Origin of the sequence: Paenibacillus sp. 102 (genome assembly GCF_039549175.1) — a bacterium.
GTDB lineage: Bacteria > Bacillota > Bacilli > Bacillales > Bacillaceae_G > Bacillus_A.
Map to the genome: position 1 here is coordinate 615,079 of NZ_JBCGHT010000001.1, position 21,281 is coordinate 636,359.

Here is a 21,281-nt window from a genome sequence, read left to right on the forward strand (position 1 = left end):
TACCTATAGCTATTCAGAATAAGTTGCAGAAATAGAAAAAACAGGGAGATTACATTTATTATGAACGCTGTACTCATCGCAGTAGCAGTCATGTTACTGCTTAGTTTATTACGTGTCCAAGTCATTGTTGCTATTATCGTCGGCGCCTTAACAGGTGGACTAATTGGTGGACTTGGGATTTCAGAAACAATCCATACTTTTACCACAGGGCTTGGAAGTAGTGCTCCAATCGCTTTAAGTTATGCCATGCTCGGAGGGTTCGCTATTTCGCTTTCCAAAACAGGGCTTCCCGACGCGATGATTCATACTGCACTGAATGTAATTAGCAACGAAAAAGACACGAAAAAGCAAACATATTCAAAGATACTCATTTTATTTATCATTTTAGCAATGGCTTGTTTTTCACAAAATATTATACCGGTTCATATTGCTTTTATCCCTATTTTAATTCCAGCGCTTTTAAAAGTTTTAAATGAATTAGAAGTGGATCGTCGGCTTGTTACATGTCTTATTACATTCGGATTAATTACTCCTTATATGTGGATTCCAGCCGGATTTGGAAAAATTTATCACGACGTATTACAAACAAATGCACAGCAAAGTGGACTTACATTTGATGTAACTCTTATTCCAAAAGCGATGACAATTCCAGCGATAGGTATGATTATTGGGCTATGTGTCGCAGTTTTCATTACGTATCGTAAACCACGTATCTACCCTACCGAACCGATTCACTCTTCAACTGATGAAATAGCTCCTTACACAAAAAGAAGCATTACGTTCGGGTTGTTATCTATTATCGCAACATTAAGCGTGCAATTAGCAACAGAATCAATGATTTTTGGTGCATTAGCAGGGATTATTGTATTATCCATTAGTGGGAGTCTCCCGTTAAAAGAAGCTGATGCTATTTTAACAAGTGGGATGCGCATGATGTCATTTATCGGTTTCGTTATGATTTCTGCTGCAGGATTCGGGGCAGTTCTTCGAAAAACAGGACATGTAGAATCACTCGTTCAAACAAGTGCTGATTTAATTGGGAACAGTAAGCCACTTGCTGCCTTTCTTATGCTTGTTATCGGTCTGCTCGTTACAATGGGAATCGGTTCTTCCTTTTCCACCATTCCGATTTTAACAACAATCTTCGTTCCGCTATGTATCCAGCTTGGCTTTAGCCCGATGGCAACCATTGCTATTATTGGTACAGCTGGCGCATTAGGTGATGCTGGTTCTCCAGCCTCGGATAGTACACTAGGACCTACCTCAGGTTTAAATGCAGATGGTAGGCATCATCATATATGGGATACATGTGTCCCAACCTTTCTTCACTACAATATTCCGTTACTTATATTTGGGTTTATTGCTGCAATTACATTGTAAAAAAGGTGCGTTTTACTGGACGCACCTTTTATTTTGTCGATTCTCGTTCAATTAATAGAAACTCCTCTTGCTCCGCTTCCTCAAGTTTTACTTGTTTCTTTTTTATTTTCCCTACCAATCCTTGAACAGCTACTACTCCTTGCTTTTCAAAAGAACTGCTAATTGTTGTCAAAGATGGTGTAATCCATTCGCCTTGTAAACTTCCCTTATGGCCAATGACTTGCAACTGATTAGGTATATCAATTTTAAGAGCGTTTGCCGCGCGGATTGCAGCAATTGCGATCACATCACTGGCAGCTACTATCCCATCTATATAAGGAGATTTCCGTAATAACTCGATAATCTGCCTTTCCTTTTCCTGTCCTTTTATTTTTTCTTCTCGAAAAGCCATTCCTTCATCCCAAACAGTATCTAGAAAACCAGCTATATGTTCTTCCATTACTTCCTCTTCTACTTCTTCCCCAATATAAGCAAGAAAATGACAACCTTTTTCTTTCAATAACTTAACGGCTTTTCTTCCATTTTCGTAATATGTAAAATCAGATTCCTCTTCTCCTTCAAGTACGGTAAAAGGAAGAGAAATTGGCTTCACACGATTGAATACATCTTTTGTCATAATTACACCAGCAATATTATTTTGCATTAAAACATCTATATATCCGATTTTATTCTCTATATTACAGATAACAATTTGATACCCTTCTTTGTAAGCAGCTTCTTCTACTGAACGAAGCCATGTTATATAAGATGGGTCTTTTAAACTTGATACTAATATAGCAATCATTGTCGAAGATTTTTTAAATAACGCCTTTGCTACGGCATTCGGTTTATACTGTAACTCTTCAATTGCCTGTTTTACTTGTTTTACTGTATCCTCATGGACATACCCTTTTTCATTAATCACTCGTGAAACGGTTGCGACTGAAACACCGGCCAATTTTGCAACATCACGTATGGTTGCCACATCGTCACCCCTTAATATGGTAATAGCTTACAATTTAAACCTAAAACAAAGTAGATCATTCGTCAAGGTTATTGTTTTACATTTCTGAAAATTGTTACAGAAAATATACCCTTCTCTTCTTCTACATATATAAAAGTTGATTTTATATATTCATTTTTTCTAGTTGAATTTCATGTAAAATCGCGATGTTATCATGTCCAATAAGCGGAATTTCTTGCTTTATCTTCCTCGCTTCCTTGACCGCATCCCTATATAAATTGGTCATCATAAAGTCACGTTTCTGATAAAAACGAAGTGCATTCGTATTATCATTTGTTGTAATGAGCCATATTTTTTTACAACATTGTTTTTTTGCAATATCAATTACATACTCTACAAGTTTCGTTCCAATTCCCTTCTTTTCCTTAAAGCTATCTAATGAAACAATCTCACAATCATTTTCTTTTATTTCATATGTAATTATCCCTACTATTCTGTCATCTTCGGTTGCAACAAAACCCGGTAATTGATCTAACAGGTGTGCTCTTCCGCGTGAAACCATCAGCGTGCTGCCCCAATTTTCACGCATAAACAGTGCAATTGTTTCTCTCATTTCCACTGTGATTTTTTGTATTTGAGTCATGTCCCACTATCTCCCTTTTCACATCATTATGATACAATATAAGTGTATCATATGTAGAGATATTTGGAGGATGAGGTAAGGTATGAAACGTTTTTTCACAGCATTGCTAACCATAATAGGAGCATTAATTGGTATCGGCATTTTCTTTACCAATAAAGTAATGTACTTAAAGAAAAAAACAGAAGAAGAAATTTTGGAGCGTGAAACGAAAAAGCATTTTCGCTTAGAAGACTTTAACGCCATTCCAAAAGAAGAGGTTCGTATTCCATCTCAATTTAAATATGACATTCACGGCTATTACATTTCTGCAGGCAATTCTAATAAGTTTATGATTTTTTGCCATGGTGTAACCGTAAATAAAATAAACTCTGTCAAATATGCAAATTTATTTTTAAACAGAGGATATAACGTATTTATTTATGATCACCGTCGCCATGGTAAAACAGGTGGTAAAACGACAAGTTATGGCTATTATGAAAAATATGATTTAAAGACGGTAGTTGATTGGCTAAAAGACCGCTTTGGAACAAATATTACACTTGGCATTCATGGAGAATCGATGGGAGCTGCGACACTCCTTCAATATGCAGGAATGGTGGAAGACGGCGCTGATTTTTATATTGCAGATTGCCCATTCTCTGACTTTTATGGCCAGCTTCAACATCGCTTAAAAGTCGAATTCCATTTACCGAAATGGCCCCTACTACCATTAGCAAACGCCTTTTTAAAAGTAAGAGACGGTTATACAATACGTGAAGTTTCTCCGCTCGATTGTGTAAAAAACATAAATAATCCAGTCCTTTTTATTCATAGTAAAGACGATGACTATATTTTATGTGATATGACACAAGCACTGTATGAAGCGAAAGAAAGTAATAGACAGCTCTTTATTGCGGAACATGGTGCACACGCTTGCTCTTATAACGAAAACAAACAAGAGTATGAAGCTGCTATTGATCAATTCTTAAAAACATATGTGATAGAAACAAAAAACAGGCTTGCATAAGCCTGTTTTTTCATGTTATTGCGCTAGCACATCTGTAACTTGTTCCATATTTTCAGAAATCCATTTTACCGCTTCATCAAGCGTTTGAAATTCTGTCGTTTGAAATGTCACTTCGTCTTGAAGTAACCACACATCTTTTGGTTCTTGTCCCACACCTGCAATTGACCAATGAAGTAAACTATATGGATGATTATCATTTAAAAACGATGCCCAAGTGCGCTCATTTGCAATATTTTGTAGTGTACGTAATTGTTTATTCATGTTTCGTCACCTTACTGTATTTCAATTATAAACGTTATTATAACATTCTCTTCCTCTACATACAAAGTACTGTTTTTTATTGTCAAGTGCTCCCTACAATTATATGATGAACTTATGCGTTTGGAAAGGAGGGCTAACGTTGGCAAAAGTTCAAATTAAAGTAAATGATAACGGTTCATTTCGCATTACAGGGGATGTGGAATTAATCGACTCGCAAGGGAATGCTTTCCCAGCAAAACCTGCATTTTCTTTATGTCGCTGTGGTTTATCAAAAAATATGCCTTATTGCGATGCTTCGCATAAAGGAAAATTTGAATCTGTCGTTCGAGCACCAAAGGGAGAATAACACTATAAGGAGCACGCGCAATGACTTGTGTGTGCTTTTTTATATACGTCCTATATAAAATCCCAAAAACGCCGAGAAAACGCCTAACATATAACTCATTATTAAATACAATACTGCTTTTTGCCCTTCTCGTTTATGCACCAATTGAACAATTTCAAGCTTACATGTTGAAAAAGTTGTAAATGCTCCTATAAATCCTGTTCCGCATAATAATAACCATGTACGACTCACGCCAGCTCCATACAATAGACTTAGTAAGAAGGAGCCTACTATATTTACAAATAGTGTTCCATATGGAAATAAACTTCCATACTTTTCTTTCATTGCATTACTAATAGAAAATCTAGCAATGGCTCCGAAAAAACCACCAATTCCTACAAGTAAAATATTCATCGTGTTCCTTCTTTCTTCATCCTTTTTTCATATAATACATTTCCAAGATAAAATCCAAATAAAGATAAAAGCAATCCTCCAACTATACTTGTGCTCACATAATAAAATGCCATAAAGAATGCTTCATGTTGCATTAGTTTCAATGTTTCCACACTGAACATTGAAAAAGTTGTAAATGAACCAATCATTCCAGTTCCAATGCTATTAATTATCACGTATGAAACATGTTTCATACGAAACAAATACATCGTTAAAAATGCCAATAAAAAACTACCAATCATATTCGCTGACCATGTTTCTAACGGAAAAGCATCGACTGAAGAAGTACCAATCCATTGTTCTAATCCATACCGTGCTAAAGCTCCAACAATACCACCGATTCCTACTGCAATATATTTCATATTTCCACCTCATTTATGTATATACTGAAATCTTTCCCATACTATAAGCCGCGGCCATAAAAACAAAAACAGACCTCACTCATTTTCTCCTTTTGTTTAACATGGCATGGGGCGAAAAAAGGTACTGACCGCCTCTATCCATGATCGGACGCTTTCTCCTACAAAAAAAGAAAAGTGTCTATTAATTTTTCTTTTTATATAGTATAACAAAATTTATTTCACCCCTCATTTTCATACAATTCTTCACATTCGAATATTTTTTACTATCCTTTTTTCTTTTTTGTGCTATAATGTGAGCAAACAGCATCCTTCGGGGTCGGGTGAAATTCCCAACCGGCGGTGATGAAGTGCACACTTCTAAGTCCGTGACCCGTTTCTAAGCTTTGAAACGGTGGATCTAGTGAGATTCTAGGGCCGACAGTATAGTCTGGATGGGAGAAGGATATGTTTTCTAGTACTTATATAGCGAATACACTTTTATTTTGGCGTACACATTTTTACCGATTCGTTTTGAATCACTGTATATGTTTTCTTTCATATACCTATTTTTCTATGCTGAAATAAAAAGATACGACTAGCGTATAAAAAATTGATAATTTGCTAGGTCTTTTTCTCGTGCAAAAATATCAATCATCGTTAGGTTTCTTTCCTATACTCTCGTATTCGAACTATGTTTCTAGAAATCACGTCTCCCAAACCCCAAGGATACTATTATCCTTGGGGTTTTTTGATTTTTTTAGGAGAGGTGAAAAGAATGACAGACCAAGAATATATGAGGATTGCCTTACAGTTAGCACAAAGTACGGCAGGTCAAACAAGTCCAAATCCAATGGTCGGTGCTGTTGTTGTAAAAGATGGAAACATCGTTGGAATGGGGGCGCATCTGCGTGCAGGTGAAGTTCACGCTGAAGTTCACGCTCTTCGTATGGCCGGTGATAAAGCACACGGCTCCACTGTATATGTAACGTTAGAGCCGTGCAGTCACTTTGGAAAAACTCCGCCGTGCTGTGATTTACTCATTGAAAAAGAAGTGAAGCGTGTTGTAATTGCTACACTCGATTGCAACCCGCTCGTTTCAGGTAACGGTGCAAAACGTTTGCGAAAAGCAGGTGTTAGCATAACTACTGGTATTCTCGAAGAAGAAGCCACCCTATTAAATCAGTACTTTTTCCACTATATGAAAACGAAACTGCCGTTTGTAACAATAAAAACAGCGATGAGTTTAGATGGAAAAATAGCAACTACTACCGGGGAAAGCAAATGGATTACAGGTGAGGCCGCTCGCGCAGATGTTCATCAATATCGTCATACACATGATGCCATCCTTGTCGGAGTGAATACTGTTATAGCTGATAATCCATCTTTAACAACACGTCTTCCAAATGGCGGCAAGCATCCGATTCGAATTATTTTAGATACACATTTACGAACGCCGCTGTCCTCTCATGTCATTACAGACAGGATGGCACCAACATGGATTGTTGTCGGAAAAGACGTAAATAAAGAAAAAATAGCAGCCTATGAATCTCAGACGGTATCTGTACTTCAAATGCAGACGAGTCAAATTGAAATACATGACCTTCTCCTCCTTCTCGGTGAGAAACAAATTCTTTCACTCTTTGTTGAGGGGGGGCAATCAGTCCACGCGAGCTTTTTAGAAACAAAGTGTTTCAATGAAATTGTGACTTATATAAGCCCAAAATTAATTGGCGGGAAAGATGCCCCCACTATGTTTGGTGGCACTGGCTTTATCAAGCTGCAAGATGCACTTTCCTTGCAAATTCAAAAGATGAAACAAATTGGCGATGATATAAAAATCGTCGCTACTGTGCGAAATGAGGTGCCTACATGTTTACAGGAATTGTAGAAGAGCTTGGAACTATTTCGAATGTCGTAAAAAGCGGAGAAGCAATGAAACTGACAATTGCAGCAAATACAATCTTGTCAGACGTAAAACTAGGAGACAGTATTGCTGTAAATGGGATTTGTTTAACTGTCACTTCTTTTACAGCGTCTTCTTTTACTGTTGATGCCATGCCCGAAACAATGCAAGCGACATCACTACGTGTGCTCGGCACCCGTTCTAAAGTAAATTTAGAACGGGCAATGGCTGCAAACGGACGCTTTGGTGGACATTTCGTCACAGGGCATATTGATGGAATTGGAACCATTGTAAGTAAGAAACAACACTACAATGCGATATATTACAAAATTGAAATTCCAGATGATTTACTCCGTTATTGTTTGCATAAAGGTTCGGTAGCTGTTGATGGCACAAGCTTAACAATATTTGATATAGATGAATCTTCCATTACCATTTCACTCATTCCGCACACAGTAAGCGAATCTATTATTGGTGAAAAAGTAGCTGGAGACATCGTGAACATTGAATGTGACATGATCGGAAAATATATTGAACGTTTTATTTCAAAGCCCAAGAAACAGAGCAGTTCAGTTACAGAAAGCTTTTTACAAGAAAACGGATTTTTATAAGGGGGAAGCACAATGTTTCATCGTATTGAAGAAGCACTAGCAGATTTAAAACAAGGAAAAGTCGTTATTGTATGCGATGATGAAAGCCGTGAAAACGAAGGAGATTTCATTGCTTTAGCAGAGAACATTACACCAGAAACAATTAATTTTATGATTACACATGGCCGTGGTCTTGTCTGTGTACCGATTACAGAGCAATATGCAGACCGCTTACAGCTAGAACCGATGGTTTCTCATAATACAGATTCTCATCATACTGCGTTCACAGTAAGTATTGATCACGTTTCTACAACAACAGGTATTAGCGCTTACGAACGTGCGACAACTGTACGCGAGTTATTAAATCCAGCATCAAAAGGAACAGATTTTAATCGTCCAGGTCACATCTTTCCTTTAATTGCCAAAGAAGGCGGAGTGCTGCGCCGGGCAGGCCATACAGAGGCGGCTGTTGATTTAGCAAAATTATGCGGCGCGGAACCAGCAGGAGTCATTTGTGAAATTATAAAAGAAGATGGCACGATGGCTCGTGTTCCTGACCTAGTACAAGTTGCAAAACAATTTGATATAAAAATGATTACAATTGAAGATTTAATCGCTTATCGCCGCCATCACGAAACGCTCGTAACAAAGGAAATTGAAATTACATTACCGACAGATTTCGGCACATTTCATGCAATCGGCTACTCAAATTCTTTAGATCAAAAAGAACATATCGCTCTTGTGAAAGGGGACATTTCAACAGGTGAACCCGTTCTCGTTCGTGTTCATTCAGAATGCTTAACTGGCGATGTTTTCGGTTCATGTCGTTGCGACTGTGGTCCACAGCTTCATGCTGCTCTTGCTCAAATTGAACGAGAAGGAAAAGGTGTCCTTCTTTATATGCGCCAAGAAGGGCGCGGGATTGGGCTGTTAAATAAGCTCCGTGCATACAAGTTACAAGAAGAAGGATTAGATACTGTTGAGGCGAATGAAAAACTAGGATTCCCTGCCGATCTTCGCGATTATGGCATTGGTGCTCAAATCCTAAAAGATTTAGGTTTACAGCAATTACGTTTATTAACGAATAATCCGAGAAAAATCGCCGGCTTGCAAGGTTATGATTTAAAAGTTGTCGAACGCGTACCGTTGCAAGTGCCAACAAAAGAAGAAAATAAAGCATATTTACAAACAAAATCAGAAAAATTAGGTCACTTACTAAGCTTATAATATATAAAGGGAGAGATATAATATGGTATTCGAAGGTCATTTAGTTGGTACAGGATTAAAAGTTGGAGTTGTTGTTGGACGTTTCAATGAATTTATTACAAGCAAATTACTAGGCGGTGCATTAGACGGATTAAAGCGCCATGGTGTAGAAGAAAACGATATTGACGTCGCATGGGTTCCAGGCGCATTTGAGATCCCATTAATCGCAAAAAAAATGGCAAACAGCGGAAAATACGATGCTGTCATTACACTTGGAACAGTCATTCGCGGTGCTACAACTCATTATGATTACGTTTGTAATGAAGTTGCAAAAGGCGTTGCTTCTTTATCATTACAAACAGATATTCCAGTTATTTTCGGTGTATTAACGACCGAGACAATTGAACAAGCAATTGAACGTGCTGGTACGAAAGCTGGCAACAAAGGATATGAATCTGCAGTTGCTGCTATTGAAATGGCTCATTTATCAAGACAATGGGCATAAAAAAAAGAGGCTTCGGCCTCTTTTTCCTTCTATATCATATTTAAGAAACTATTTTTAAACCAACAATACTAATTACAATACCGCTAATAAACAAGATTCTTTTAAAATTCGTGTGGATGAATGCATGATTTTCCTCCATGCCAATTTAACTAACGATCGTTAGTTAGTGTACTATCATAAAGAAACAAAACTGTAAATATAAAATAGCTTGCAATTGATTCACCACCCTATTTTATATTTACAGTTCAACTACCATTTTCCATTAATCCCACTTACAATACAACTGCACATTTATTTTCCCACTTTTTTCCTTACATCTTTTATCAATTCATCCATCGTTTTTCCTTCTGTTTTAATACGAAGATTTTGAGCGGTTTTCCACACATTTTCTCGCTTCTTTTCTTCCTCTACAATATGAAGTTCTTTCCGCACTTCCTTTAAATCTTTTCCCTCTGTCTCAATCCCAAAATGCTCAGCTTTTGTTCGAAAATGTTGTTCAATTCTTTGCTGCATTTCTTTCTGTTCTGGATTTTCAGCTGCCTTAACTGGATCAGCACTAATCGCCTTTAATAAAATTAAAAAAGTCATAATAGCTAGTATATATTTGTGCATATAAGATCCTCCACCCAAGATAAATTACACTTTTACTATGTACAATTACCGGGTGGAAAATTCGTCCACACAATTTATTTTTTTACTGAAAAGCTACTACTTTAAAGGATTGAAGGTCTTTCATTACATTTTGTTTACAAAAAAAGAAAGCACCAAAAGGAGCTTTCTTTTCAATCTTTACAGTGCACATTCTTCTATTTCAAATCCTAAATCTTCAATCATACCCCAATCAGATGTTGGCTCTTGTCCTTCTGTTGTTAAATAGTCACCAACGAAGATCGAATTTGCTGCAAATAAGCCAATTGGTTGTACAGACCGTAAATTAATTTCGCGACCACCAGAAATACGGATTTCTTTTGATGGATTCACAAAACGCATCATCGCTAGCACTTTTAAACATTCTACCGGCGTTAATTCTTTCTGTCCTTCAAGCGGCGTTCCTTTTACGGCAACAAGGAAGTTACATGGAATAGAGTCTGCATCTATACGTTTTAGTTCAAGTGCAATTTCAACTCGCTGCTCTTTCGTTTCTCCCATACCGAAAATCGCACCAGAACAAGGAGAAATCCCTGCTTGCTTTGCTTTTTCTACTGTATCTACACGATCATCATACGTATGTGTTGAACAAATGCTATCGTAATTATTTGCATGTGTATTTAAGTTATGGTTATAACGGTGAACACCCGCTTCTGCTAAGCGTCCTGCTTGATCTTCATTTAAAAATCCTAAGCAGCAACAAATTTTTAAATCCGTTGTTTCACGAATTTCTTTTACGGCACCAATGACATGATTTACTTCTTTATTCGTTGGACGACGACCTGATGCAACGATGCAGTATGTACCTGCTTTACGGCGAATTGCTTCGTGAGCTCCCTCTACGATTTTTTCTTGTGTTAACCATGCATACTTATCGATTGGTGCTTCTGAAACGATAGACTGCGAGCAATATCCACAATCTTCTGGACATAATCCGGATTTCGTATTAATAATCATATTTAATTTTACTTTTTTACCAAAATAATGATGACGTATGATATAAGCTGCATTCATAATTTCTAATACTTCTGTATCATCAGCTTCTAAAATGGCTACTGCTTCTTCTTTCGTTATGCTTCTGCCCTCTACTACTTCAGATGCGATTTTCTTCCAATCTGTTTTTGTTTGTACTTGTTTCATTTCTTCTCTTCCCCTCTTTTTCAATATACGCAAATAAAGCATGGTACGTTGTTACAATTTCTCCTTCTTCCGTGAAATCTCTTTCGTATATGCGAAGCATGGTTCGAAAGATAGAAGGACTTTGACAATAAGATTCTGCATTGCTATTTGTCGCACCCACTTTTCGAATCGATTGTAGGAATCCACGAACTGTAGTAAATTTCTCTATGTAACATGTTTCAGAAACATGAACATCCCCTGTTACACTCTCACATACATCTTGCAACTGTTCTCTCGTTAAAAAACGTTGTCCCACAGATGCAATACTTTGTATATTTTTTTCTTCTTTCGCACTTTGAAATGCTGTATGAAGTTCTTGAAATGTTTGCTCCCCAAATGTTGAAAATAACAATAAACCACCTTCAAACAAGTAACGATATAAGTTTTTCAGTGTTGTTTGCAAATCGTTCAGCCATTGAAATGTTGCGCTTGAAATAATGACATCAAATGACTCACCTAATGTAAGTTGTTCAATATCTTCGCACCTAAATGTCACAGATTCTACGTAATTTCTCGTTTTTGCAACAGCAATCATACTTTCAGCAAAATCAATTGCCGTAATCGTTGCATTTGGAAAAGAAACAGCTAATTGTTCAGTCAAATACCCTGTGCCGCATCCGAGCTCTAAAATGCGAATGGACGACATGTTGTGGTAATGTTTTTTCATTATAGAAAGTAATTGTTGCGCCATCTTTTTTTGTACACTTGCATATTGATCATAGGATACAGCTGCCCCGTTAAATCGTTTTTGCAATAACGTTTTGTTGATCATTTTGTATCCCCTCTACAAACTGGGTTATTTCATTTGCGCAATATTCAAAATTCGTTACACAAAGTGCATGCCCAGCTCCATTTATTACTTTAAGTACCCCATTCGTATTTTCTTGTATATAGCGAGCAGCAGAGAGTGGACATATTGCATCCTGTTCCCCATGAAGAAGTAATATCGGCATCTTTACGTGCTTTAACCGACCTCTCATATCCACCTCTATTAAATACTTAAGTCCTAGCTGTAAAGATTCAATGGAATCACCTTGAAATCGCTCTGCAATGCCTTCGAATTGTTCACTATCTTTTATCTCTTGTTTTGCAAACATACTTTTATAGAAGCGGTTCAATGTGGAATCCTTTTGCTTTATCAAACTTCTTTTCATCCGCTCTACAAAAGAATGTTTCCATCCACTCTCGTAATTTTCACCCACTGTAAACTTTGCCGTACCACCTATTAAAATCATCCCTTTTGCCCGCACTCTATCACACGCTTGAAGAGAAGCCAATGCACCAAGTGACCATCCAATCAAAATCACCTCTTGCCCTTTCGCAGCTTCTACTACTCGTTCTGCATACTCACTAATCTCTTTTACACCACGCCATTCAACATGCAGGACAGAATATTCTTGAAAATATGGGAGTAATGAATCCCACACTTGTTTTTCCATCCCCCATCCGGGAATGAAAATAAGTCTAGGTTGCTTCATCTCAGTACCCCCTCTTCTTTACCAATTCGAATGATGTGCCTAGTAGCCCATTGTAAGTCGGCTTTTGTATGTTCAGACGTAACTGCAAATCGAATTCGTGAACTATTATGTGGAACCGTTGGTGGTCTGATAGCAATTGCAGCAATTCCTGCTTCCTGCAATTTCCCGCTAAAATGCATCGCATATTCATTCGATGCTACAATAGCCGGGACAATATGCGTTGAACTATCACCAATATTGAAGCCAGCTTCCTCTAAAGCATTGCGGAAATACACTCCATTTTCTAAGAGTCGCTGTCGTCTTCCCTCATCTTCCTTCACAATTTCAATTGCACGTTTCATTGCACCAAGCGTCCCTGATGGTAATGCTGTTGTGAAAATGAAGCTTCTCATCGTATTTTTCATATAATCCATGCAAATTGCATCACCTGCTAAATAAGCTCCATAACAACCTAGCGCCTTACTAAACGTTCCCATATGAATGTCAATTTTCTGAGAAAGTCCTTGTTCAATGTGAGCTAAGCCTGCACCATGCCTGCCATATATTCCGCCTGCATGCGCTTCATCAATCATCAATAACGCTCCATATTTTTCTTTCAGCATAATCAATTCTTTTAAATGAGCAACATCTCCATCCATGCTGAAAACCGTATCTGTAACGATCAACTTCCGCTTTGCAGAAGGCGCCGTTCGCAGTAATGTTTCCAAATGTTCCAAATCATTATGTCGATATCTTTTATGTTCCGCACCACTGAGCATAATTCCATCGACAATGCTGGCATGATTTAACTTATCGCTAAAAACAATGTCGTGACGACCCACTAGAGAAGAGATTGCACCTACATTTGCCGAATATCCGCTGTTCACAATGATTGCTTTTTCAGTTTCTTTCCAATCACAAACACTCTGTTCGACCTCTTCATATAGTGCATAATTTCCTACAACAAACCGTGATGCCGTAGCCCCTACTCCATATTGCTTTGTCGCTTCAATAGACGCTTCTTTTAATCGTTCATCTCCTGCCAAACCGAGATAGTTATTCGAAGCTAAATTCAACATACGTTTTCCATTCCTAATAAGCCACGGCTCTTCAGCTTGCTCAGTTACGACTACATGTCGGTATTGTGATTTCTCCTTCAGACGATTTAAACTAGAGTGAAAGTGTAGAGTCCACGTTTGATCCATGTTTGACAAACTCCTCTAAATTGGAAATCATAATATTCTCTTCTGCTGCTCTTAATAGTTCATCACGCGTAAATCCTTCGGGAAGTTCCGGTAGTAAACCTAAAACCGGCACACCACTTAACTCCTCAATCATTTCTTTATTTTCTTGTACACGCTCTTTCTCACATTCTTTACAGCCCGATAAAATAACACCAGCAACTGTTAAACCGTGTTCTCTCGCATAAGAGATCGTTAAAACGGTATGATTCACAGTACCTAGCGTCGGACGCGCGACAATAATAAGTGGTAATTTTAATTCCTTTGCAAAATTAACCACTAATGCATCTTCTGTATATGGAACAGCGAGCCCGCCTGCTCCTTCTACAAACAAACTATCACACTCTTTCATTAACTCATTATAGTGAGAGATAATTTGTGCTAGTGTCACAGTTCTTCCTGCTCGCTGCATTGCCAGTCTTGGCGCAAGAGGTTCTTCAATAGAGTAGGGACAAATTCTATTCGTATCTGTCGTTACTCCTGATGCAACTTTCAATCTAGCTGCATCACCTTCTGGGTTTGAATCGATATGACCACTTTGCAACGGCTTATATACCCCTATGTTATATCCACGATTTCTAAGCACTCCTGCTAGCGCACCTGTAACAACTGTTTTTCCAACTTCTGTATCCGTTGCTGTTATAAAAAAACCGCTCATTCTTCCCCCTCCGTAACATCTACAATTGCTTGATATAGAATGCGCAGCATTTCATCAATCTCATCTATCTTAGATGCTAACGGTGGCATAAATACAATCGTGTTGCCAAGCGGACGTAAAATCATTCCTAACTCTCTTGATCGCTTACACACTTCCACACCAACCCGCTCTGTCCACTCAAACGGCTCTTTCGTTCCTTTATTTTTCACAAGTTCAATCCCTACCATCAGCCCACATTGACGAATATCCCCAACATGCTTGTACTCGTAAAGTGCTTCCAATTGTTTCCCTACATATTCTGCTTTATATGCAACATCTTTTACTAGATTTGTTTTTTCATAAAGTTCTAAATTGGCAATTGCAACAGCGCAGCCTAATGGATTTCCAGTATAACTATGACCATGGAAAAATGATTTCTGCTCTTCATAGTCACCTAAAAAAGCATCATAAATTTCATCTGTTGTCACTGTAATAGCCACTGGTAAATATCCTCCAGTTAAGCCTTTTCCAGCCGTTAAAATATCAGGTGTAACATTTTCATGTTCACAAGCAAACATTTTGCCAGTACGACCAAATCCCGTCGCCACCTCATCTGTAATAAATAAAACATTGTAAGTTGTACATAAATTTCGAAGGCCTTTCAAATATCCTTTCGGCATTGTAATCATACCGCCTGCACCTTGCATTAACGGTTCTACAATAATCGCTGCAACTTCATCATGTTTTTCTTTTAATAACTCTTCCATTTCTTCTAAATGCTTTTGAACAATTTGTTCTTTGTCATCTCCATAAGGAGAACGATATGTATATGGATAAGGCATTTTTATCGCATCAAATAAGAGCGAACTGTACACTTGGTGAAACAAGTCAATTGCTCCTACTGAAACAGCTCCAATTGTATCTCCGTGATACGCTTCTTTTAATGTAATAAACTTTTGTTTTTTAGGTTTTCCTTTATGCTGCCAATATTGAAAAGCCATCTTGATTGCAATTTCAACAGCTGTAGAACCAGAATCTGAATAAAATACTTTTTTCAAGCCTTCTGGTACAACTTCAATGACCTTTTCTGCAAGTAAAATCGATGGTACATTGGCAAGTCCTAGCATAGTAGAATGTGCAACTTTATTTAACTGTTCACGAATCGCATCATCCAATTCTGGCACATGATGTCCATGGACATTAAGCCAAATTGATGAAACACCATCCCAATAACCATTTCCATTTACGTCATATAATTTACGTCCTTCTCCTCGTTCAATAATAACAGGATCTTCGGCTAAATAATCTTTCATTTGTGTAAATGGATGCCATACATACGCTTTGTTTTTTTCAGCTAACTCTTCATATGTATAAGCTCTTTTTTCACTTGTATTACGACTAACAGTCACAATTGTCACCCCTAATGTTAACTTTTGTATAAATATAGTTAACATTAAAAACGAGACGCTGTCAATTTTTTTTCGAGAAATAACGTTCTTAAAAAAGAACGACTTATCATATGATAAGTCGCTTATTTTCCATGTTGAATCTTTCCTATTTCTAAAATAATCTCTTCATCTTTTTTCCCTTCAGTATCAATTCCAAGTTGTTTTGCATGCTCTACTAACAATTCATGACGCTTCTCAAATCTGGCCTTATCTAAATCTTTGCGAATCTCTTTTTCTGTTTTTCCTTCAAGAGAAACCCCTAATTTAGCAGCTGTGCTCTCTCTATTCTTTTCCTCTTTGACTTTCTCCAATTCCTTCGTTTCTACTTTTTGCTCAACCTTTAATTTAGGTTGATCTGGTGATGCCGCAAATACTGTATAAATTCCAGCACTTCCGCCAAGAACGAGTAAGGTTGTCAAAAGAAATAATTTTTTCTTCATTCACTCCCCTCCTTTCTATTTTCATTATAACGCACAAATAAAGGATTAAAAAAATATTCTGTTATTATTTTTTCGAGAAAAAATTATGAACATATGTATTGACATATGAGATAGATATATGATAAAAATTTAACTAACATCATATGAATCGGCGATGATAGGATTTAGTAGTATTTCGTTTTTTGATTTCAGAGAGCTGGTGGTCGGTGCGAACCAGTACAGAGCGATTTATGAATTACCCCCTGGAGCTTCTTTTACGAAACATTCGGAGTAGTAAAAGACGGTTATGGACCGTTATTTCTACAGAGTGGTGAAATGAAACTGTTTCACAATTTAGGGTGGTACCGCGATTTTTTCGTCCCTGCATGTATTGCAGGGGCGTTTTTTATTTTCTGTTGGTACATATGATACAACCCTTTATTTTGTGCTATGTTCATTTCACAAGCTAGGGTGGTACCGCGATTTTTTCGTCCCTGCATATAAATATGCAGGGACGTTTTTTTATGATGCTAAACAATTACCGGTAATTTGTCACAAAATTCTAAATTTTAGAAGGAAATATACAATTTTGGCGAATTTTATATAAAAAAGAACTATTTTAGATTATTAGGAGGGGCAAACAATGGTTTCAAAAATCGAATCTATTCTTTTAACATTTTTAATCTTTTTCTGCATTGGCTTCAGTGTTATTCAATTAGGAACATCACCACACATTCCAATTTTATTTGGTATTATTGTATTGTTAGCATTTGGATTTATTAAAAAAATCTCTTGGTCTAATATGGAACAAGGAATGATAAGTAGTATTTCAGCTGGTATCCCATCTATTTTCATCTTCTTACTTGTTGGTGTATTAATTAGCGTTTGGATTGCAGCTGGGACAATTCCAACTTTAATGGTATACGGCTTCGAACTTGTATCACCAAAAATTTTCATTCCGACAGTCTTTGTTGTTTGTGCAATTGTTGGAACAAGTATTGGTAGTGCCTTTACAACAGCAGCAACAGTAGGTCTTGCCTTTATGGGAATGGGCACTGCTCTTGGATACGATCCAGCGCTAATTGCTGGAGCAATTATTTCCGGAGCTTTCTTCGGTGATAAAATGTCGCCTTTATCTGATACAACAAACTTAGCACCTGCTGTAACAGGGGTGGATTTATTTGAACATATTCGTAACATGCTTTGGACAACGATTCCCGCTTTCATTATTGCCTTTATTGCGTTTTTCATTTTAGGAAGCGGATCTACAGGAGATGTTGATTTCACTACTTTTACAAGTACATTAGAAAAGAATGCAACAATCTCGATTGTCACCCTGATTCCGATTTTATTACTGTTCTTATTTGCTTTTAAAAAGGTACCTGCTGTCCCAACTTTACTTGCTGGCATTGTAGCTGGCATTATCATCCTCTTTATTTTCAAGCCAAGTACTTCACTTGCTGATTTAATGAAAATTATGCAAGATGGTTATGTATCTAAGACAGGTATAAAAGATATTGATAGCTTATTATCACGTGGTGGCCTACAAAGTATGATGATGTCAATTGCACTTATTTTCCTTGCTCTTTGTATGGGTGGGTTACTACAAGGAATGGGCATTATCGTGCAGCTTATGAACATCATTTCTAACTTTGTTAAAACAAGTGCACGTTTAATTGTTTCTACTGCGTCAACAGCAATTGGCGTTAATTTCTTGCTTGGTGAGCAGTACTTATCGATCGTATTAACAGGACAAGCATTCGCCAACAAATACGATGAAGTTGGTTTAAAACGTCGTAATTTATCACGTGTACTAGAAGATGCTGGTACAGTTATTAATCCGCTTGTACCATGGGGCGTAAGTGGAGTCTTCTTAGCAAACGTACTAAGCGTTCCAACAATTGAGTACGTTCCATACGCAATCTTCTGCTTAGCTTGCCCGATCGTTACAGTTATCGTTGGATTTACAGGATTTGGACTTTCATGGAAGAAAGAAGAAACTGTTACAGTTTCTTAACTAAAAAGAGGATTGCCACATCGGCAATCCTCTTTACTTTATCCCGCTATTTACAAAGATTATTATCTATTTGCTTTCTTTCTTCTAAAGAGCATAAACACGCCTGCTCCGATAAACGCAAGTCCCGCTCCAATTGTAGAAAAGGCGTTTGCTCCCGTTTTTGGAAGATCGCGTTCTACTTTGCTTTCACTTACGTTTGTAGGTTCTTTTGTACTGATATCATTATTAACTTCGGTAGTTGTCGGGTTGTCTCCACCATTTCCTTCACCTGTCGTTGGCGGTGGTGTTGGCTTATCCCCACCATTTCCTTCACCTGTCGTTGGTGGTGTCGGCTTATCTCCATCGTTTCCTTCACCTGTCGTTGGCGGTGTCGGCTTATCTCCATCGTTTCCTTCACCTGTCGTTGGTGGTGTCGGCTTATCTCCATCGTTTCCTTCACCTGTCGTTGGTGGTGGTGTTGGTTTGTCCTCATCGCTCTTTTTCGTTAAATCAATTGCATATTTCGCAAACTCATTTTCAGACGGACCAACATATGAGATTTTTCCATCTTTCGTAATATACTTCTGTGCATTTGGTGAAGAGTCAAATGTAGTATTTAATTTTTCAGCAGCGATTGGTTTAAACGCCCAGTTTTGATCTGCTGCCGGATTAATAACAGGCGTTTCTTTCATATATTTCGCAATGATTTGACGCGTTTCATCTTGAGATTGATACACAACTTCACCTTTACTTACACCAGGGAATGTTTGGCTACTACCACGATAGTTATTTGTAGCAACAATAAATTCTTGACTATCAGCTATCGGTTTCCCATCATATGTTACGTTCATAATACGATTCGCATTTGGATTTACTACTTTTCCATCCTTATCATATTTTGCTGGTTGTGTAACATCAATTTCGTATTTTACGCCATCTAAAATATCAAAGTTATATGTAGGATAGTTTATATTTACTAAGGACTGTTCTTCTGCTTTAGCTGGATCAATTTGATTGAATTGACCTGCAGACATTTCAAGCCATTCTTTTACTTGTGCGCCATTTACTTTTACAGCATACAGTGTATTTGGATACACATATAAGTCAGCAACGTTTTTAATCGCTAAAGTTCCAGCTGGAATATCTGTATAGTAGGTTGCACCATTTCGTCCACCCGCTTTAAACGGTGCGCCTGCAGATAATACTGGTATTTCCTTGTATTTGCTGTACTGTCCATTTTCAGCAAATAGCTTTTCTACATACCATTTTTGCGCATTGGTAACAAGCTGCACAGATGGATCATCTTGTACAAGTGAAAAATAACTATTAATTGGTGCTGTTGTTTCCCCTACAGGTGTATTTACGTATTTTATCGTTGCTTCATGATCGTCTTTTATTTCGTCAACTAATCTCTTATCAGATTCTACTAACGCATTTCCTTTGCTATCAGAAATTGGACGAACACTTGGAACCGATTTATCTTTTTGTACTTCCCACTTGTCGTTTACCTTTTTCAGCTCCATATCAATGATACCTAAATTACTTCCAAAAACACCTGGCATCACAACTGGAACACCGTTAAAATTGTCCGTTATTACTGTATGCGAGTGTCCCATTAACACTGCATCAACGCCAGGAACTTCTGTTGCTAAATAATACGATGCATTTTCCATACCAGCATTGTAACCACTTTTATCGACGCCAGAGTGCGCTAATGCAACAATGATATCTGCACCCTCGGCTTTCATTTTTGGAACCATTTTATTTGCAGTTTCCACAATGTCTTTCGCTTTTACTTTCCCCTCTAAATTCGCTTTATCCCATCCCATTACTTGCGGTGGTACAAAGCCCATTACACCAATTTTCACTTTTTGCTTTTGACCAGACTCATCTTCTACCTCTTTTTCAAAAATATGGTACGGTTTAAAGTAATTTTCATCGTTTTCTTCATTATTATCTCCGTCTTCTTTGTATACATTTGAATTAATAACTGGGAACTGTGTTTTACTAATTGCCTTATTTAAGTAGTCCAAGCCATAGTTAAATTCGTGGTTTCCAAGAGAAATGACGTCATACTTCATTAAATTCATTAAACGATATAAAGGGTGGACATAGTCTCCATCCAAACCTTTTTGCGCCACATAATCCCCAAGTGGCGTTCCTTGAATCGCATCCCCATCATCAAATAGCACAGAATTCTTTGCTTCCTCACGAGCTTTGTTAACAAGAGTCGCAGTTTGAACAAGGCCTACTTTATTATCCGTTTTTGTTTGATAATAGTCGTAGTTCATTAAGTTAACATGAATATCAGAAGTTTCTAAGATTCGTAATTTAACCGTGCTCTCCTCTGCTTGTCCCTCTGCATGAGCAACTGTTGGCAATACTTGCGGAGCCATAACGCCTAATGCAAGAGTTGCCCCCGCTAACACTTTCTTTGACTTCTTCACAAAAAATCCCCCTTATAAAATTGTCCCTTAAAAACAAATAAAATGAGTTTTTCATCAAACTCTAATAAAGCACTCTCTTCTTTCTTCATATTAGAGTGACGTATCTTCACTTATCTGACATTATCATATCCAACATACTTTCATATCGTCAATAATTTTTGACATACTTCTACAAATTTTCTGTAAAGTTACTGTAAAATTTTCATAAAGATATAGTATAACCTTCCATTGCTTATATAGCTAAATATGATAC

22 protein-coding genes, 1 riboswitch and 1 other annotated feature are annotated in these 21,281 nt (G+C 37.4%); of the genes, 8 read left to right on the top strand and 14 right to left on the bottom strand.

Annotated features, from left to right (window positions below; translation table 11 throughout):
• Nucleotides 1-60: 60 nt before the first annotated feature.
• The gene (locus tag AAIE21_RS03210; RefSeq protein ID WP_343265430.1) at nt 61-1,380 is read left to right on the top strand and encodes a Na+/H+ antiporter family protein; all 1,320 of its coding nucleotides are present in this window, start codon (nt 61-63) and stop codon (nt 1,378-1,380) included.
• A gap of 28 nt (nt 1,381-1,408) precedes the next feature.
• On the opposite strand, the gene AAIE21_RS03215 is transcribed toward AAIE21_RS03210, so the two are convergent.
• Entirely contained in the window at nt 1,409-2,344 is a 936-nt protein-coding gene (locus tag AAIE21_RS03215) for a LacI family DNA-binding transcriptional regulator (protein ID WP_343265431.1), read from the bottom strand.
• A gap of 142 nt (nt 2,345-2,486) precedes the next feature.
• On the bottom strand, nt 2,487-2,966 hold the full coding sequence (locus tag AAIE21_RS03220) for a GNAT family N-acetyltransferase (RefSeq protein ID WP_343265432.1): 480 nt from the start codon (nt 2,964-2,966) through the stop codon (nt 2,487-2,489).
• 82 nt (nt 2,967-3,048) lie between these two features.
• Here AAIE21_RS03220 and AAIE21_RS03225 point away from each other — a divergent pair, with 82 nt between their 5' ends.
• The gene (locus tag AAIE21_RS03225) at nt 3,049-3,972 is read left to right on the top strand and encodes an alpha/beta hydrolase (RefSeq protein WP_343265433.1); all 924 of its coding nucleotides are present in this window, start codon (nt 3,049-3,051) and stop codon (nt 3,970-3,972) included.
• Nucleotides 3,973-3,987: 15 nt separating this feature from the next.
• On the opposite strand, the gene AAIE21_RS03230 is transcribed toward AAIE21_RS03225, so the two are convergent.
• The gene (locus tag AAIE21_RS03230; protein ID WP_174099124.1) at nt 3,988-4,233 is read right to left on the bottom strand and encodes a DUF2552 family protein; all 246 of its coding nucleotides are present in this window, start codon (nt 4,231-4,233) and stop codon (nt 3,988-3,990) included.
• 103 nt (nt 4,234-4,336) lie between these two features.
• Between AAIE21_RS03230 and AAIE21_RS03235 the strand changes: the two genes are divergently transcribed.
• Complete coding sequence (locus AAIE21_RS03235; RefSeq protein ID WP_343265434.1) at nt 4,337-4,579, top strand: CDGSH iron-sulfur domain-containing protein; 243 nt, start codon at nt 4,337-4,339, stop codon at nt 4,577-4,579.
• A gap of 39 nt (nt 4,580-4,618) precedes the next feature.
• Here the strand turns inward: AAIE21_RS03235 and crcB are convergent, their stop codons facing one another.
• Together crcB and AAIE21_RS03245 are read right to left on the bottom strand one after the other, a co-directional pair.
• On the bottom strand, nt 4,619-4,972 hold the full coding sequence (gene crcB / locus AAIE21_RS03240) for a fluoride efflux transporter CrcB (protein ID WP_343265435.1): 354 nt from the start codon (nt 4,970-4,972) through the stop codon (nt 4,619-4,621).
• Entirely contained in the window at nt 4,969-5,373 is a 405-nt protein-coding gene (locus AAIE21_RS03245) for a fluoride efflux transporter FluC (RefSeq protein WP_343265436.1), read from the bottom strand. Before AAIE21_RS03245 ends, crcB begins: the two co-directional genes overlap by 4 nt.
• A gap of 302 nt (nt 5,374-5,675) precedes the next feature.
• A riboswitch (FMN riboswitch) is annotated at nt 5,676-5,820 on the top strand.
• 307 nt (nt 5,821-6,127) lie between these two features.
• On the opposite strand from AAIE21_RS03245, the gene ribD reads away from it, so the two are divergent.
• From ribD to ribH, 4 genes are read left to right on the top strand one after another with little or no spacing between them, the layout of a single operon-like run.
• The gene (ribD, locus tag AAIE21_RS03250) at nt 6,128-7,240 is read left to right on the top strand and encodes a bifunctional diaminohydroxyphosphoribosylaminopyrimidine deaminase/5-amino-6-(5-phosphoribosylamino)uracil reductase RibD (RefSeq protein WP_343265437.1); all 1,113 of its coding nucleotides are present in this window, start codon (nt 6,128-6,130) and stop codon (nt 7,238-7,240) included.
• Nucleotides 7,222-7,866 carry a riboflavin synthase gene (gene ribE / locus AAIE21_RS03255; protein WP_343265438.1) on the top strand — a complete coding sequence of 215 codons (645 nt, stop codon included), beginning with the start codon at nt 7,222-7,224 and terminating at the stop codon, nt 7,864-7,866. The genes ribD and ribE overlap by 19 nt, the downstream gene beginning before the upstream one ends.
• A 12-nt stretch (nt 7,867-7,878) precedes the next feature.
• Complete coding sequence (locus tag AAIE21_RS03260; protein ID WP_343265439.1) at nt 7,879-9,072, top strand: bifunctional 3,4-dihydroxy-2-butanone-4-phosphate synthase/GTP cyclohydrolase II; 1,194 nt, start codon at nt 7,879-7,881, stop codon at nt 9,070-9,072.
• A 22-nt stretch (nt 9,073-9,094) separates the two neighbouring features.
• On the top strand, nt 9,095-9,556 hold the full coding sequence (gene ribH / locus AAIE21_RS03265; RefSeq protein ID WP_343265440.1) for a 6,7-dimethyl-8-ribityllumazine synthase: 462 nt from the start codon (nt 9,095-9,097) through the stop codon (nt 9,554-9,556).
• A 291-nt stretch (nt 9,557-9,847) separates the two neighbouring features.
• Here the strand turns inward: ribH and AAIE21_RS03270 are convergent, their stop codons facing one another.
• The 8 genes from AAIE21_RS03270 to AAIE21_RS03305 form a co-directional block, all read right to left on the bottom strand.
• Nucleotides 9,848-10,168 (bottom strand): hypothetical protein, encoded by a 321-nt coding sequence (locus AAIE21_RS03270; RefSeq protein WP_343265441.1) that lies wholly within the window; start codon nt 10,166-10,168, stop codon nt 9,848-9,850.
• A gap of 177 nt (nt 10,169-10,345) precedes the next feature.
• On the bottom strand, nt 10,346-11,344 hold the full coding sequence (gene bioB / locus AAIE21_RS03275; protein WP_343265442.1) for a biotin synthase BioB: 999 nt from the start codon (nt 11,342-11,344) through the stop codon (nt 10,346-10,348).
• Nucleotides 11,298-12,155 carry a malonyl-ACP O-methyltransferase BioC gene (gene bioC, locus AAIE21_RS03280; protein WP_343265443.1) on the bottom strand — a complete coding sequence of 286 codons (858 nt, stop codon included), beginning with the start codon at nt 12,153-12,155 and terminating at the stop codon, nt 11,298-11,300. The genes bioB and bioC overlap by 47 nt, the downstream gene beginning before the upstream one ends.
• Nucleotides 12,121-12,861, bottom strand: coding sequence for an alpha/beta fold hydrolase (locus tag AAIE21_RS03285; protein WP_343265444.1), 741 nt, complete (start codon nt 12,859-12,861; stop codon nt 12,121-12,123). The genes bioC and AAIE21_RS03285 overlap by 35 nt, the downstream gene beginning before the upstream one ends.
• Nucleotides 12,858-14,045 carry an 8-amino-7-oxononanoate synthase gene (gene bioF / locus AAIE21_RS03290; protein ID WP_343265445.1) on the bottom strand — a complete coding sequence of 396 codons (1,188 nt, stop codon included), beginning with the start codon at nt 14,043-14,045 and terminating at the stop codon, nt 12,858-12,860. The genes AAIE21_RS03285 and bioF overlap by 4 nt, the downstream gene beginning before the upstream one ends.
• Nucleotides 14,011-14,739 carry a dethiobiotin synthase gene (gene bioD, locus AAIE21_RS03295; protein WP_343265446.1) on the bottom strand — a complete coding sequence of 243 codons (729 nt, stop codon included), beginning with the start codon at nt 14,737-14,739 and terminating at the stop codon, nt 14,011-14,013. Before bioD ends, bioF begins: the two co-directional genes overlap by 35 nt.
• Complete coding sequence (gene bioA, locus AAIE21_RS03300; protein ID WP_343265447.1) at nt 14,736-16,172, bottom strand: adenosylmethionine--8-amino-7-oxononanoate transaminase; 1,437 nt, start codon at nt 16,170-16,172, stop codon at nt 14,736-14,738. The genes bioD and bioA overlap by 4 nt, the downstream gene beginning before the upstream one ends.
• Before the next feature lie 77 nt (nt 16,173-16,249).
• Nucleotides 16,250-16,606 carry a hypothetical protein gene (locus tag AAIE21_RS03305; RefSeq protein ID WP_343265448.1) on the bottom strand — a complete coding sequence of 119 codons (357 nt, stop codon included), beginning with the start codon at nt 16,604-16,606 and terminating at the stop codon, nt 16,250-16,252.
• A 145-nt stretch (nt 16,607-16,751) separates the two neighbouring features.
• Nucleotides 16,752-16,972: a binding site (T-box leader), on the top strand.
• Nucleotides 16,973-17,228: 256 nt separating this feature from the next.
• Between AAIE21_RS03305 and nhaC the strand changes: the two genes are divergently transcribed.
• Nucleotides 17,229-18,602: a Na+/H+ antiporter NhaC gene (gene nhaC / locus AAIE21_RS03310; protein ID WP_343265449.1), complete on the top strand. Its 1,374-nt coding sequence runs from the start codon at nt 17,229-17,231 to the stop codon at nt 18,600-18,602.
• Nucleotides 18,603-18,664: 62 nt separating this feature from the next.
• On the opposite strand, the gene cpdB is transcribed toward nhaC, so the two are convergent.
• Complete coding sequence (cpdB, locus tag AAIE21_RS03315; RefSeq protein WP_343265450.1) at nt 18,665-21,028, bottom strand: bifunctional 2',3'-cyclic-nucleotide 2'-phosphodiesterase/3'-nucleotidase; 2,364 nt, start codon at nt 21,026-21,028, stop codon at nt 18,665-18,667.
• Nucleotides 21,029-21,281: the final 253 nt, after the last annotated feature.